The organism is uncultured Methanobrevibacter sp., assembly GCF_900314615.1.
Taxonomy (GTDB): domain Archaea; phylum Methanobacteriota; class Methanobacteria; order Methanobacteriales; family Methanobacteriaceae; genus Methanocatella.
Window position 1 is genome coordinate 1 of sequence record NZ_OMWA01000029.1, and the last position, 13906, is coordinate 13906.

Consider the following 13906-nt stretch of genomic DNA (forward strand, 5'->3'; position numbering starts at 1 on the left):
GCCCAGCAATCTTAATAATATTTCCTTCAATAATCATTTAACCATCTCTACCCCGATAACTCTTTTAATAAGGTCATTTATTTGATCAGATGATCCTTCAGAGGAGCCATCTTTATCAGGTATTTCAATTATCATTGGTAAAACGTTTGAACCAACTTGCCTATTAATGTGTTCTCTAATTTCATTAGCCATTACTTGAGTAAGGATAATAATTGAAATTTCATCATTATTTAAAAATTTATCAAAAGCTGCAATAGCTTCTTCAGAAGTGTTGACCACTTCAGCTTTTTTGACACCACCAAGTCTAAATCCGGATACGGTATCAATATCACCAATAACTGCTACTGAACTCATATTAACATCTCCATGATTTTAGAATTAGGGAAGTCTGCTTCTCTTTTTGCTCTTGCAATAATTTTTAAATTTTTAATTTCACTTTCTTTTTGACTTAAATAACCAATAATTGGACCAATACCTAATGGTTTTTTAACAGATAAAGATTTAGCATAATCTGCGGCATAAGTATCTAATGCTTTTTCAAATACTGCAACGGAACCGGTTTCATTGTATACTGGAATTGCATCTGATAATGCATTAGCATATTTTGTTCCTTCTAAACCAGATACTACATTAGTAACATCAGGTGATTCCATTAAATCTTTAAGTTTCCATTCACGTAATTGGTATCCATCTTCTAATATATAAGGAGCAATTTCGTCATATTCAAGACCGTCTTGTTTTGCTCTTATAATCAGTTTAAGATTAGCTACATCAACTTGAGTTCCAACATATGAATATAAAATTTGTTTGTTTTCATCAGCAGGAACTTCAGAAGAACGTAATAATTTGCCTAAATAATATTTATCTAAAGCAGATTCTAATGGAAGAATCATCTTAGTTTCTTCATATTGTGGAAGAGCATCTTCTAAAGCAGTCGCGTATTCAGTGCCGTCTAAACTTGTAACAACGTCAGTGACTTTTTCTGCATCTGCTAATGATTCCAGCTCTGCGTATAAAGAACCGCATGGAATTAATAATTCTTTGGTTTCATCTGCAGAAAGACCAACTTCCTTAGCAGTTAAAAGGCTTTTAATGTTGTCAATATCAGTTTTTTTAGACATTACAACAAAAGGATCTTTTACTTCCTTAGGAGCTAATCTTGCAATAAAGTCATAAGTATTAGCACGTTCAACATCTAATGCTTTATCAAGAGGATATTCGTCAAGAACATCTGCGTACTCAGGAACACCTTTAAGATAGTTTTCAACTTCTTCTACATTGTTGGTTTCAACAAGTTCGGAAATTTGTTTTTCATCAAATAGTCTTCCTTTTCTAGCTCTTACTCTTGCACTTGGGTTAAGATAAGGATAAATGTCCAAAATTGGTCTAGATGCAATGATTACAACAACTGCACCAACAATAAGTATTGCTATAACACAAAATACAAGAAATACTTCTTGTGTAAGTCCCATAGAACTTATTAAGGTAGCAATTTCATTTGCCATGATTTATCCTCCTAATTATTTAAATAATATTTCAGCAACTTCACTACGTAAGATACTTTTAAATCTGTCTAATCTAGCTTCAATAGTGTTATTTACTTCAATATCTCCATTACTTGTTTTTAAAATAGCTCCACCAATAGCATCAATAGGTTCACCTAATGTAAAAGTGATATCTTCTATTTGGAAAGTAGAGCTTCCTGAAAGTTGATCTTTCATTTCTTTAGTGTCAGCTTCATTTAATTGAATAATTAAATCTTTGCCAGCGATTTCATCAGCTGCTTCTTTAATCATTAAACTTAATGAATCTTTATAGTCTTCAGTATTTGAAGAAGCTTCATTTTTTAACTGTTCAGTAGCTTTCGCGAAAGCTGCTTCAATAACTTCTTCTTTAGCGCCTAACTCTGCTCTACGAGCATTCATCTTAGCTTCAGAGATAATTTGCTGATATCTCATATCAGATTGTTTTTTACCATTCTCTTGAATTTTGATTTTCTCAGCTTCAGCAGTTTTTTCAGCTTTTGCAGTAATTGCTGAAACTTCAGCATTTGCATCTTGTATGATTACATCAGCTTTCTCTTGGGCTTCAGACATAATGCTTGAAACAATTTTATCTGTGCCTGAGCTCATATAAATTGCCTCCTTAAGCTAAGATTCCACCGAATACCATAAGTAAGATAGCAATCAAGAAACCGTAAATAGCTTGTGTCTCTGGTAATGCAGAGAAAATAATACCACGTGCAAACATATCATTATCTTCTACAATAGCACCAACGGAAGATGCTGCTGCCATACCTTGACCCATACCGGAACCTAAACCAGCAAAACCAATGGATGCACCTACACCTATTGCAACGATACCTGCTTCGAGGGTTAATTTAGTTGCGTCTCCACCTAATAATCCTGAGAATACAAGTAATAAAATTGCGACCAAGAAACCGTAAATAGCCTGAGTTTCTGGTAATGCAGAGAAAATAATACCTCTTGCGAACATGTCATTGTCTTCTGCAACTGCACCTACAGAACCAGCAGCTGCCATACCTTGACCTAAACCGGAACCTAATCCAGCGAAACCGATTGCTACTCCAGCACCAATAGCAGCTAAAGCAGCTCCTAAACCCATTTCTACCATATTTAATTCACCTTTGAAATAATATTGATTTTTTAAATTTAATTTAAGATATAAATGAAAAATTTTTAATTTTTAATTTTAGTAAATGTTCTTTTTGCTTTGAAAGCTTCGAATTTACCTTTACCTTCCATGAAGAATTGAGAGAAGAATTCTACATAGTTAAGACGTAAAGCGTTAATGAATGCACCTAATACTTGGAAGAGGAAGTTTGCAATATGACCACCGAAGAATATGACGATTGCGAGTACAATACCCACATATGGAACCATATTGTTTATCATTTGAGCTAAGATGTTTACAGTCATTGCAATACCACCAGTAGCTAAACATAATGCTAAAAGACGAGCATAGGATAATACATCACCCATGTAACCGAAAATATCCATTACACCATATGCACCGTTAGCCCATACCAACATTCCAATAGTTGCAACTATTAAGATAGCGCCTAAGATTATACCAACCATACCGAGTACTTGGATATATCCTAAAGCGAGTAAAACTATTCCAGCTTCAAATACAAACCAGCAGATTTGAGAACCGATAGCATCTTTCTTATTACCGTATCTTAAGTTGTTAATAGCACCTATTAAAAATCCGATATTGGTGTAAAGTAAACCAATTGCGATAGCTATTATCAAAATAATATCCGGGTGTACAAATGCTTCAACTGAAGAAATTACAGTTGGAAGACGGAAACCAACAATCCTTTGTGGGAAATCTCCCAGGAAACCATTGGTAATCAGACCCAGTATAATAGCCCATAGACCAGACCAGATTAAAATCCAACCAAAGGAATGCATAGATTTTTTAACTTTACCCATTCCTTTTAATAATACTACACCAAGAAGAGCTACAATTAAACCATATACTGCATCGGTTAAACAGAAACCGAAGAATAATGGGAATGTGATTGCAACAAATATAGTTGGATCAATTGCATTGTAACGTACTGGAGAGTACATATCAACCAGGTATTCGAAAGGTCTTGCATACCATCCATTTTGTTGTAGGATAGGAACATTTTCATCATCTGTACCTTCAACCTCTATTGTTTCAAAGGCACAATGTCCATCAGAACTTTTTTCGACCAATTGTTCAACTTTTTCTGTGTCTTTAACAGGCACCCAGCCTTCTAAGACATATGCATCTTTAGTTTGAACAAATGATGAAAGAATTTCGTTCTTTTCTTTTTCATTTTCTAATTGTTCTTTGAGAGCCAATATATCATCGTCCCATTGTTCAGCAACTGCACGTAATTCTGATTTAACAGAAGCACGTTCTGATTCAATGGTTAATAATCTGGAATCAGCATGTGAAATGACCTGTTGAGGAGTTCCTTCAACATTACCAATTTCAATTTTCTCAAAGTCAAACTTACGAAGTGTTGAATAAACTTCGTCACTGTATTCTTTCAATGTTACTACGGTGATAATTTCTCCCTCTTTATCATCCATAGGAACAGTAAATACCTCTAATTCATCTGTCAATTTACTTAATTCATTTTTGATTTCTGAAGTAGATCCAGCATCAATCCTTCCAACAGTAGTAGAAGTGTACTTTGAATCTTTTAAAAGAGCTAAATCCATGTCAAAATTAGATAAGCGATTAGCCAAACTTTTATTAGACTGTAGTTCACTTGTTTCAGCGTCGAGTGCGGCTAGTTTACCTTCAATTACGCTTGTTTTACTTTCCACCTGGGCTAAAGTGTCTTCAGCTTTTGCAATAAAAGCTTCAGTATCTAATTTTTCTACTTCTTTTTGAACTGGTAAATCCGGACTAATAAAAGACATTAATGTGTCTTTTAACCCATGGCCTTCTGATAAAGAATTTCCTAATAGTTCAGATATACCGTTTGTTTTCATAAGAAGAGAAGATAGCTTTCCAGTATATGGAGAAACTTTTGAAGGAGTAACTAACTCCGCTAATTCAGGATCTTGCTGAATGCTATCAGAAATATCACTGACTTGTAAGAGTCCTGATTCGTGGAGAGCATCCACTGTAGGGGCTACATACTTTTCCAGTGTAACTATTCTAATTTTACGCATTCTAGCTGTCTTGAACATATAATCTCACACTACATAATATTTTTGACAATTATTGAAGCAGCTTCATCTACATTTGCCATAGCTTTGTCTTTTAAGGCTGCAACGTCCTCAGCAGACTTTTTAGCAATATCTTCTGCTTCTTTTTTAGCTTTATCTTCTGCATCAAAAACAGTATTTTTTGCTTCCTCTTCTGCTGCACTTTTAGCTTGGGAAATGATTTCCTCAGCTTTAACTTGTGATTCAGCAATTAAGTCTTTTGATTGAGACTCTGAATCAACAATAAGTTGTTCAGCATCAGATTCAGCTTTTTTTATCATTGCGATTGCGTCTGATATCTCTGCCATAATAAATCACCATGGTGTACTTATTTTTATTGTGCAATATATATATCTTTTACTATTTAATATTGATAAGAATTCGTAAAATCCAAAATAAATTAAAAAAAAGTATTCAAAAAATAATATTTATATCAAAAAATTAAATAAAAAAAAGAATAAAGGATAAACAGTTTATCTATAGAACCATTTCAATATACTAGGTGGTAATTTTTGTAAATAAGCCAAAATTGATATTATAATAATAATTAAACCCACTACAGCAAATCCTATATTGTAAGGATAGCTAAGTAACATATAGCCGCTTACACCAATAATTATTCCTTCAAAAAAGAATACTGCCTTAAGCCAGCTAGGGTTATATAATATTATCAGATAAGCAACAGCTATCATAATAAAAATTATCGCTGTAGCCATAACATCATTGGTTATTGGCTGATGCATTAAAAATGGAGCTATAGCCCAAACAATTAACGCTACTGCTAACATTACTCCCAAATATTTAAACATTTTTACATTTGCCATAATAACACTTACATTTCTATTAAACTTCATAATATTTATATTATTATAGTTTAATGAATACATATGGAAAGAGCAGTTTGGATAATTCTCAACAAAAATTTTTCACTTACATTAGACAGTGAAATAAAAGAAGATAAGATTTGTGATAAAAAATTCTCACCGGGCAACGATATCTGGACCAATGAGCTTCCACGTTTGGGATTCAGTGATGAAGATGTTCAAAAAGACTATGACGGATTTTTAAAAGACATCATGACACTGTTCACAGAACCAGGCGTTGATAAAGTATTCATTGATGCAAAACTAGGTGAAGAATCTGAATATATAAACAGCGAAAATCCTTTAGTTATTCGAAAAATAGAAGAATATAGTGTAGATGAAATTATAGAATAGAATTGGCCTTATCCATAACCTCATCCATACTATTGAATTCCAGAGGTTCCCCGTCGTCTGAAACCTTTTCTGTAGTTATCAGTACGCTTGGAGATGCCCATATATATGAATACATGAAATATATCACATTAATAAATATAAGCAATGAAAAAGCAGACAATGCAAGTATTAAACAGACTGCATGAATCAAAAGATTGCCGAATCTTTTCTTTCTCATCAGTACATAATTATTGTTTTTTTCCATTATCTTGAACTTTTTTTGAGATAGCTCCTGTGAAATTTTTTCCATTTCTTTGGAATTATCTGCAGCAAGTATAAATAATTTCATTTTAATCCATGTAAACTACAAATTCGTCCAATTCTTTTCTTGGAGTTTCACGAGGCTCTGCATTGCCGTATCCTAAAGGAGTGAATAAGACTGCCTCTTCATTTTCTTTCAAGTTAAGGAATTTATGAGCTTCATATTTTTTAAATGCCCCAATATAACATGTTCCAAGACCGACATCCTGTGCTGCTAAAATCATATGGTCCATAACAATGGTTGCATCGATATCTGCAATATTTTTCTGATCCCAAGGTCTTGTCCATGCTTCATTTATAATTCCAACAACACATAATACAATAGGAGCTTCCACAAACCATTTTGCCCCATAAATTTTAGATAATTCCTCTTTATATTTTTTGGTATCAATGACATATACCTTAAAAGGCTGTGCATTTACGCCTGTAGGAGCAATTGTTGCCGCTTTTAGAACATAATCGAGTTTCTCTTTTTCAACTTCCTTATCCAAATATCCTCTTACACTGTATCTCTGATTGATTACATCTATAAATTCCATATTATCTACCTGCATCGTATACTATATCATCAAGGTCTAAAAAACGCCTGAATTCTTCTTCATCCATATTTTCCTCATGAATATGTGCAATAATTCCTGGAAGTCTGCCAATCATGAAAACTCCAAGACCCAAATCCGGAGAAAATCCCAAATCAGACAGTATTGCAGCATTTGCACCGTCAACGTTAAGTCTGATTTGCTTTTTTTCATAAACCAAATCTTCCAATGCCAAAGCCAATTTGATATGAGGTCCTATAAAACCCCTTTTTACCACAATATTCATCAGTTCATCAGCTCTCGGATCAACATTATGATATCTATGTCCAAAACCAGGTATTTTTTTACCTTTTAGGATATATTCACTGTAAATTTCAATTGCACAGCTTGCAATTTGCTTATTGTCAATTGCTGAATCCCCTGTAGAATAGATTGAACCTATTTTTGACTGGTAAAGTTCCATTGTTTTTTCAATAGCTCCTGCATGCTTATGTCCAAATGACAACAATGCACCTGCAACAGCAGAATTCATAGGAGAACCTGATGACGCTACAAGCCTGGCTGTCTGTGTGCTTGGAGGAGTTGCTCCATGGTCACAGAAAGAAACCAGAACATGATTAAATATCTTTCCTTCTTCAAGAGAAGGCAATCTTCCCCTTAAAAGTAAAAAAATCATATCACTGTATCGGATTTTATCAATCAGATCTCTTTGGTTGTAGCCTCTTGTTACAATTTTATCTGTTTCTACACGAGAAATAGCTGTTTTTAATGAATGAGGATTAACTCTAAAATTATTTTCTTGCATTTTCATGTACCTTAATTTTTGTTATAATAATTTTATATGAAACTATAATTTTAATGTTGCTACTCTTGGCTCTACAAAACATGACGGTCTGATGGCAACAATTCTAACTCCACTTGCCCTCTGATTGCCGATGTTTACATAAGAACCTAAAACTGTTGTTCTTCCGCCAAATCCCATAGGACCTATGCCGGTTTCATTCAATCGGCCAGCAACATACTTTTCAACTTCGCTTTGACGGTCAAGATTTCCATAAACAATTGACTTTAAAAGAAGAGCATTGGCTTCATAATGAGTTCTTCCAATGCCGATTGATGGAATTGATGGAGTGCATCCAAGTAAACTCAAGGATTCCTCAAGCCAATCAACTGCAGTATCAATTACATTATAAAATGACCTTTTATGATATACTCTGTAGGTTTTGGCCCTGATTTCCGGACCTCCCCCTTCCAAAATCAGATGAACGTTTAATGTATCCGGTGCAATATCTCTCCTGTAGCTGGATTCATCATTGACTGTATCGATGAGAATAGAAGCCGGCTTTAACATTCCAGGTTTTTCATATAATCCTTTGATTTGTTCTATTCTTTCAATTTCACTGCCTTTTACAGCCATAGGCCTTGCCGGAAGATTATTTAACCCTAAAGCAATGCCTTCCTGAATCTGGCCTAACATTCCCCCTGTGATTTGTCTATCTGACCCCAATTCCACTAAAACATGAGGAATTCCCGTATCATCACATAAAGGAAATTTGGTTTTTTGAGCAACTTTATAATTTTCTAGCATCTGTGATAATGCCCATCTGGCATTTTCATTTTCTTCTGTTTCTATTGCCCCGGTTAATGCTTTAAGTTTATCATCGCTGAGAGTAGTGGATGCGGAAATAACTGTTTTAGAAATATCTTCAATAATGCTCATATAATCACTCAGGAATAGATAAATCATCAGATTTTGCAGGTGACGGTACAGCCTGAGGGCAATATTTATCAATGACCCGTTTAACAAGCATGACCTGTTTTATACGTGCAATTGCTTCTTTTTCTGTTGTATCCCAGTTATGATTTGCCGCAACAGAACCTCCTGTCTTTAAGTAGACCGGCGCTGCAACATCAATGAATTTTGGAACTTCATAATGTCTTATAAATCCTCCTGTGGATTTAGGATTTTCAGTGTGCAGATCAATTGCCATATCACAGGCATTTCTGATAGCTGCAATCATTGGAATCTGCAAATCACGAACTGGATTTAAAGAGTCAAGACCATTTTCCTGAAGCAATTTTGCAGAAGCGGGATTTGAATGGCCTGCATGAGCAGACAGTTTAAAATGAACATTTTCCGGAAGTTCTCCTTCACATCTCATTTTATTTAAAACCCAAAGAAGACCTTCATCATAAAGCAAAATTCCACGAACTCCCAATCCGCATGCCCTTTTAACATCTTCAATTGCATAAACCAGATTATCGTAGCCTCTAAGCCTGTAACCTATTCTGCTGCCCTCTTTAGTATGAACAGTAGCTGATGTGTCATAAGTTGCTCTTGGCCCTACAGATAAAAACAACTCACAGCCATAATCTTTTGCCAAATCGACCATCTGTGTGATTTCATCATCACTTAAAAGCATTATCCCTTTGGTTTGGGTTACTCTGTGAATAAAAATATTGTTTTTTACAGATTCTTTAAGTAGTGCATCCATTGTTTTTGGAGACTGGATTCCAGGAACTTCAAAACGATATTGGCCCCCATCATTAAATCGTTTATATGATTTGAATTCTTCAAAAGTTTCTTTAATACCAATTTTTTTTAAAAATTCCTTTGTTTCATCCATATTATCTACTCATTTAATTTTTGAACTACATATTTCATGGAATAATCTTCAAGAGAATCAATAACAGTCAGGTTTCTGACATCATATAAAGGATTATTGTCCTTAAATTTATCAATCAGTTCTGTCAATTGATACGGATTTTCAAAATCACCCTTAGGAAGCAGGGTTATGTTTTGAAATACTCCATTTCTAAACACTTCATCCAATTTAATAATAACATTTGAAGGCCTTTTATCCGGATATAAATCATTCAGTTTATCATCTGAAAGAATAATCATCCTATTTACAAGATTTTTAATGCTGTTTACTTTATCGACTGTTGAATAATTATCCAAAAGACCGTATTCTATCAGCTGATTTATTGAATCTACAGTAACTTCTCCGACAACCAGAGATATTGCAACTGCATATGGAAGAGACTGCTTTAACTCTTCAATGTTTTTCGGATGGAAATTATCGTGTTCAGCGGCAACAGAATATGTTTTAACAGCGATATTCTGGATATGATCATATTCTTCACCTATGCTTGCCTTTAATTTTAAAGCAGTGTCAATAGAAGAGTGGAGATGTCTGCAGAACGGATATTTCTTAAAGTAGATATCCCTAATCCTGACCTTGCCAATTTCTTTTAAGACACTTTCAAGGGAAAAATTTTCAGCAGCATAGTCATCACCATAGACCATAGTTTTTAAAAATCCTTCTTTACCTTCAATAATAGTTTCACTTCCTGTAAAACCATTTCTGGCAAGAATAGCTGATAAAATTCCATTATATACAGCTTTACCTACATGCAGGGATTTGCCCATTGAACCCCCATGGTCTGATTCCAGAAGTCCGGCAGCCTGGGTTCCGCACAGACCCAACGCATTTAGAATTTGCTCATCATCAAGCTTCAACAGTTTTGAAGCAACAGTCCCTGCAACAAAAGCACCTATTGTTCCGGTTGTATGAAATCCTTTATTCCTATGATTGGGATTTACAATTTTTCCAAGAAGTATTCCAACTTCATATCCTACAATAACCCCTTCAATGAATTCCTTTCCGCTTAAGTCATAAGCTTCTGAAATAGCCAATGCTGTTGGAAATATTATAGCTCCCAAATGAATCTGAGCACCCCTATGGCCATCATCAAGCTCCAGTACATGGGCTGAAACACCATTTAAAAAAGCAGCACTTAAAACATCTGTTTTTAGATTTCTGCCAATAACTGAAGCTTTTAAATTAATATTCAAGTTTCCTGAAAATATTTCTTCAACTGTATTAAAAGCTATTTTTGAAGCGTTTTCGCTTGCTCCCCTGTAGGTTACTCCAAAAAAATCCAAAAAAGCAGCTTTTACAGTGGTGATGGATTCCACAGTTGCCTGTTCATAACGATAGTTTGAAATAAATTTAGAAATATTTTTTAAAAACATAAAACACCTGAGATAATATATGTAAGAAGTAGATTAAAAATTTAACTTTTAAGTTAAAACAATTTTTCTAAATCAAATAAATTAAGGTTTTATAGTGCAGGAACACCGGTTAAAACCAATACGACATGTGCAACAATAGCTGCACCATAATAGGTTGCTGCAATAACCAGCATAGTTATAACAATTGCTCTCCAACCCAATGCCTTAAACTCATCCCAGCTTTTACCCATTCCAATACCTACATATGCCAGAAATACTGTAACGATTGCCAGAAGTTCAACTTTTGAAACATAGTATAAAACAAAATCGGATGTAGGCATGCCCGGAAATGCTAAAATAATACCTATTACACTTATATAAAGAATTGAGGAAATGTTAAGCGGTATGTACCTTTCCATCCATACTCCCGCAAGAGTGATTACTGACAGTATGCCCATTCCAACCAGTGAATCAGTCATAGGATGTTTATATCCCAAATAATTACCTATAACAGTAATAATTGAAAATATAACCAGCAGCAAAATCCAGTTAAAAATACCGTGTACAGTAACATTTTCAGATCCGTCAATCAAATCAGGCATCTATTCATCCTCCTTTTTAGGCATTATGGAATCTCTTCCAATTTTAGGTTCCAGCCAATTATACATTTTTTCAGTTAAAGGCAAAGCAACAAATATCACAATATAGATTCCCACACAGAATGAAAGCAGGTTACTGAAACCGGCAAATGCTTCAATTTGAGTTTCCAATCCTGGAAATGCTGCTAAAGTAGGCCCTATTGCAGCCGCATTCATACTTGCACTGCCGACACCGCTTGCCATAGCAAAAGCATAAGGGTGCAGCGGCAGGAATGATAATGATAAAGTAACGAGGAAACTTATAAATATTGTACCGATAACAGTTCCTATGATAAATATTGCAAATACACCTCTTGATTCTGGAGAATTGAATCCATATTTATCTACAACAACAGCAACGTTAGGTTCACGCCCAATGGAGTTAGTCATACCAATGGATTCCTTTTTAAATCCTAAAATCAATGCTATTGGAAGAACCAATATTGTTGCAAGGTGCCCCACTTCCTGCAATATCAATGCAGGACCCATTTCAAAAATCAGGCCTATGGACTGACCACTGGAAACGGCTAATTTTGCAATAAGAACACCAATGAAAAGCATCATAGCCCCTTCAGCAATACGTGCCTGTTTTCTTTGAATCCATTTTATAGGCTTTGCAAGATAAAAAACCAGACCTAAAACAATTGTATAGATTAAAGGCATTATAGTGATGGCAACATCTTTTGTAATGGGAATGTTGATTGTACCTATTAATTCCGCAATAATGACCAAAATAAGCACAGTACCATGTAATCTGTAATCTCGCCACGGATTTTTCTTTAAAATACGTTTATCCGTTTTTTCACGATAAATATGCTCAACTTGCCCATCTTTATCAGGAATAACAATCCTCTCCCATTTGAAAATATTATAAAATATTTTACAGTATAATTAATATTTTTTTTAAATCTAATATTTAAATTAATTAGGTTTAAATTTTAAAATTTCACAAAATACGAAAAAAATAGAAATGAATTTATAAAAAATTCGCAAAATAAGAAAAAAAGAAATTTTAACATTATTGGCAAGAATTCTCAGGCTTCTACAAACCGGAGAAGTTCAAGCTATTGGAACTCCAGTTAAAACAAGGACAATATGAGCCACAACAGCAGATCCTAGATATGTGGAAGCAATTACCAGCATAGTTATAACTATTGCTCTCCAACCCAATGCCTTAAACTCATCCCAGCTTTTACCCATACCAATACCCACATAAGCCAAAAATACTGTAACAATAGATAAAAGTTCCACATGGGAAACGTAATAAAGTAAAGTCTCTGAAGTAGGCATTCCCGGAAATGCAAGAACGATTCCAATTACGCTGATATAAATAATGGATGAAATATTAAACGGAAGATATCGTTCCATCCAGACCCCTACAAGAGTAATTAAGGATAATATCCCCATACCAATTAAAGAATCAGATATAGGATGTTCATAACCTATGAAATTTCCAATTGCAGTGATAACAGAAAATATTGCCAGAAGCAAAATCCAATTAAAAATACCATGCACAGAAACATTTTCAGATCCGTCAATTATTTCAGGCATTTATTCACCTCCATCTTCATCAACAACAGATTTTCTGCCGATTTTTGGTTCTAAAAATTCATATAATTTTTCTGTCAGAGGCAAAGCAATAAATATTACAATATATATACCGATTGAAAATGAAAGCAGATTACTGAATCCTGCAAATGCTTCAATTTGAGTTTTCAAAGCAGGAAATGCCGCAAGAGTCGGACCTAAAGATGCTGCATTCATACTTGCACTGCCGACACCACTTGCCATAGCAAAAGCATAAGGGTGCAACGGTAAAAGTTCAACACTGATACTTGTTAAAAAACTAATAAATACAGTTCCTATTATAGTCCCAACAATAAATAAAGCAAAAATACCACGAGATTCAGGAGAATTAAAACCATATTTATCAACAACAACTGCCACTTCAGGTTCACGGCCAATGGAATTTGTCATACCGATAGTTTCACGTTTGAAACCTAAAAGCAATGCAACTGGAAGTGCAACGAATATTGTTGCCAAATGCCCTAATTCCTGAAGCATCAATGCGGGACCCATTTCAAAGATAAGATGAATTGATTGACCACTTGAAACTGCCAATTTTGCAATTAATACACCAATGAAAAGCATCATAGCTCCTTCAGCTACTCTAGACTGTTTTCTTTGAATCCATGTAATTGGTTTTGCCAAATAAAATATTAAACCTAAAACCATTGTATATAACAACGGCATTATAGAAACAGTAACACCACTTGAAATATTTAATTCAATTGGTCCTATATACATAGCTACGATAACTAAAACAAGAACAGACAAATGCAGCCCATAATCTTTCCACGGATTCTTTTTTAAAATACGTTTATCCGTTTTTTCACGATAAATATGTTGAACTTCCTTCGTGTCAATATCATCTTGTGAAATAATACCCTCTCCCCAGTATTAAAAATCAAATTTAATT

The 13906-nt window shown here is 34.4% G+C and carries 18 protein-coding genes; 1 reads left to right on the top strand and 17 read right to left on the bottom strand.

Going from position 1 to position 13906, the window contains the following annotated elements; all coding sequences use genetic code 11:
• Window positions 1-33: 33 nt before the first annotated feature.
• From QZN33_RS09885 to QZN33_RS09915, 7 genes are all read right to left on the bottom strand, one after another.
• On the bottom strand, window positions 34-354 hold the full coding sequence (locus QZN33_RS09885) for a V-type ATP synthase subunit F (RefSeq protein ID WP_296791837.1): 321 nt from the start codon (window positions 352-354) through the stop codon (window positions 34-36).
• Window positions 351-1505: a V-type ATP synthase subunit C gene (locus QZN33_RS09890; protein ID WP_296791841.1), complete on the bottom strand. Its 1155-nt coding sequence runs from the start codon at window positions 1503-1505 to the stop codon at window positions 351-353. The genes QZN33_RS09885 and QZN33_RS09890 overlap by 4 nt, the downstream gene beginning before the upstream one ends.
• 15 nt (window positions 1506-1520) lie before the next feature.
• A complete protein-coding gene (locus QZN33_RS09895) occupies window positions 1521-2132 on the bottom strand; it encodes a V-type proton ATPase subunit E (protein ID WP_296791843.1) in 612 nt (203 codons plus the stop codon).
• Between the two features lie 13 nt (window positions 2133-2145).
• Window positions 2146-2634: a V-type ATP synthase subunit K gene (locus QZN33_RS09900; protein ID WP_296791845.1), complete on the bottom strand. Its 489-nt coding sequence runs from the start codon at window positions 2632-2634 to the stop codon at window positions 2146-2148.
• A gap of 65 nt (window positions 2635-2699) precedes the next feature.
• Entirely contained in the window at window positions 2700-4700 is a 2001-nt protein-coding gene (locus tag QZN33_RS09905) for a V-type ATP synthase subunit I (protein WP_296791848.1), read from the bottom strand.
• A gap of 11 nt (window positions 4701-4711) precedes the next feature.
• Window positions 4712-5026 (bottom strand): HrpE/YscL family type III secretion apparatus protein, encoded by a 315-nt coding sequence (locus tag QZN33_RS09910; protein ID WP_296791852.1) that lies wholly within the window; start codon window positions 5024-5026, stop codon window positions 4712-4714.
• Between the two features lie 165 nt (window positions 5027-5191).
• Entirely contained in the window at window positions 5192-5542 is a 351-nt protein-coding gene (locus tag QZN33_RS09915) for a hypothetical protein (RefSeq protein ID WP_296791855.1), read from the bottom strand.
• A gap of 63 nt (window positions 5543-5605) precedes the next feature.
• Here QZN33_RS09915 and QZN33_RS09920 point away from each other — a divergent pair, with 63 nt between their 5' ends.
• Window positions 5606-5935: a hypothetical protein gene (locus tag QZN33_RS09920; protein ID WP_296791859.1), complete on the top strand. Its 330-nt coding sequence runs from the start codon at window positions 5606-5608 to the stop codon at window positions 5933-5935.
• On the opposite strand, the gene QZN33_RS09925 is transcribed toward QZN33_RS09920, so the two are convergent.
• The 10 genes from QZN33_RS09925 to QZN33_RS09970 form a co-directional block, all read right to left on the bottom strand.
• Window positions 5925-6263: a hypothetical protein gene (locus tag QZN33_RS09925; RefSeq protein WP_296791862.1), complete on the bottom strand. Its 339-nt coding sequence runs from the start codon at window positions 6261-6263 to the stop codon at window positions 5925-5927. The genes QZN33_RS09920 and QZN33_RS09925 overlap by 11 nt on opposite strands.
• 1 nt (window position 6264) lies before the next feature.
• The gene (locus tag QZN33_RS09930; RefSeq protein ID WP_296791864.1) at window positions 6265-6774 is read right to left on the bottom strand and encodes a nitroreductase family protein; all 510 of its coding nucleotides are present in this window, start codon (window positions 6772-6774) and stop codon (window positions 6265-6267) included.
• 1 nt (window position 6775) lies between these two features.
• The gene (locus tag QZN33_RS09935) at window positions 6776-7576 is read right to left on the bottom strand and encodes a citryl-CoA lyase (RefSeq protein ID WP_296791867.1); all 801 of its coding nucleotides are present in this window, start codon (window positions 7574-7576) and stop codon (window positions 6776-6778) included.
• A 42-nt stretch (window positions 7577-7618) separates the two neighbouring features.
• Window positions 7619-8491, bottom strand: coding sequence for a fumarate hydratase (locus tag QZN33_RS09940; protein WP_296791869.1), 873 nt, complete (start codon window positions 8489-8491; stop codon window positions 7619-7621).
• Between the two features lie 4 nt (window positions 8492-8495).
• Window positions 8496-9398 (bottom strand): peptidase, encoded by a 903-nt coding sequence (locus QZN33_RS09945; protein ID WP_296791872.1) that lies wholly within the window; start codon window positions 9396-9398, stop codon window positions 8496-8498.
• 5 nt (window positions 9399-9403) lie between these two features.
• Entirely contained in the window at window positions 9404-10810 is a 1407-nt protein-coding gene (locus QZN33_RS09950) for an MmgE/PrpD family protein (protein WP_296791875.1), read from the bottom strand.
• Window positions 10811-10899: 89 nt separating this feature from the next.
• On the bottom strand, window positions 10900-11391 hold the full coding sequence (locus QZN33_RS09955) for a hypothetical protein (RefSeq protein WP_296791877.1): 492 nt from the start codon (window positions 11389-11391) through the stop codon (window positions 10900-10902).
• Entirely contained in the window at window positions 11392-12294 is a 903-nt protein-coding gene (locus tag QZN33_RS09960; RefSeq protein WP_342764151.1) for a DUF3100 domain-containing protein, read from the bottom strand.
• A 192-nt stretch (window positions 12295-12486) separates the two neighbouring features.
• Window positions 12487-12978, bottom strand: coding sequence for a hypothetical protein (locus QZN33_RS09965; RefSeq protein ID WP_296791883.1), 492 nt, complete (start codon window positions 12976-12978; stop codon window positions 12487-12489).
• Window positions 12979-13764, bottom strand: coding sequence for a DUF3100 domain-containing protein (locus tag QZN33_RS09970; protein ID WP_296791886.1), 786 nt, complete (start codon window positions 13762-13764; stop codon window positions 12979-12981).
• Between the last annotated feature and the right edge of the window lie 142 nt (window positions 13765-13906).

Coding starts and splice junctions, on each gene's coding strand:
- QZN33_RS09900 (WP_296791845.1), bottom strand. CDS start 2,634: ATGGTAGAAATGGGTTTAGGAGCTGCTTTAGCTGCTATTGGTGCTGGA.
- QZN33_RS09905 (WP_296791848.1), bottom strand. CDS start 4,700: ATGTTCAAGACAGCTAGAATGCGTAAAATTAGAATAGTTACACTGGAA.
- QZN33_RS09920 (WP_296791859.1), top strand. CDS start 5,606: ATGGAAAGAGCAGTTTGGATAATTCTCAACAAAAATTTTTCACTTACA.
- QZN33_RS09950 (WP_296791875.1), bottom strand. CDS start 10,810: ATGTTTTTAAAAAATATTTCTAAATTTATTTCAAACTATCGTTATGAA.
- QZN33_RS09890 (WP_296791841.1), bottom strand. CDS start 1,505: ATGGCAAATGAAATTGCTACCTTAATAAGTTCTATGGGACTTACACAA.
- QZN33_RS09895 (WP_296791843.1), bottom strand. CDS start 2,132: ATGAGCTCAGGCACAGATAAAATTGTTTCAAGCATTATGTCTGAAGCC.
- QZN33_RS09930 (WP_296791864.1), bottom strand. CDS start 6,774: ATGGAATTTATAGATGTAATCAATCAGAGATACAGTGTAAGAGGATAT.
- QZN33_RS09885 (WP_296791837.1), bottom strand. CDS start 354: ATGAGTTCAGTAGCAGTTATTGGTGATATTGATACCGTATCCGGATTT.
- QZN33_RS09910 (WP_296791852.1), bottom strand. CDS start 5,026: ATGGCAGAGATATCAGACGCAATCGCAATGATAAAAAAAGCTGAATCT.
- QZN33_RS09955 (WP_296791877.1), bottom strand. CDS start 11,391: ATGCCTGATTTGATTGACGGATCTGAAAATGTTACTGTACACGGTATT.
- QZN33_RS09935 (WP_296791867.1), bottom strand. CDS start 7,576: ATGCAAGAAAATAATTTTAGAGTTAATCCTCATTCATTAAAAACAGCT.
- QZN33_RS09925 (WP_296791862.1), bottom strand. CDS start 6,263: ATGAAATTATTTATACTTGCTGCAGATAATTCCAAAGAAATGGAAAAA.
- QZN33_RS09940 (WP_296791869.1), bottom strand. CDS start 8,491: ATGAGCATTATTGAAGATATTTCTAAAACAGTTATTTCCGCATCCACT.
- QZN33_RS09965 (WP_296791883.1), bottom strand. CDS start 12,978: ATGCCTGAAATAATTGACGGATCTGAAAATGTTTCTGTGCATGGTATT.
- QZN33_RS09945 (WP_296791872.1), bottom strand. CDS start 9,398: ATGGATGAAACAAAGGAATTTTTAAAAAAAATTGGTATTAAAGAAACT.
- QZN33_RS09915 (WP_296791855.1), bottom strand. CDS start 5,542: ATGGCAAATGTAAAAATGTTTAAATATTTGGGAGTAATGTTAGCAGTA.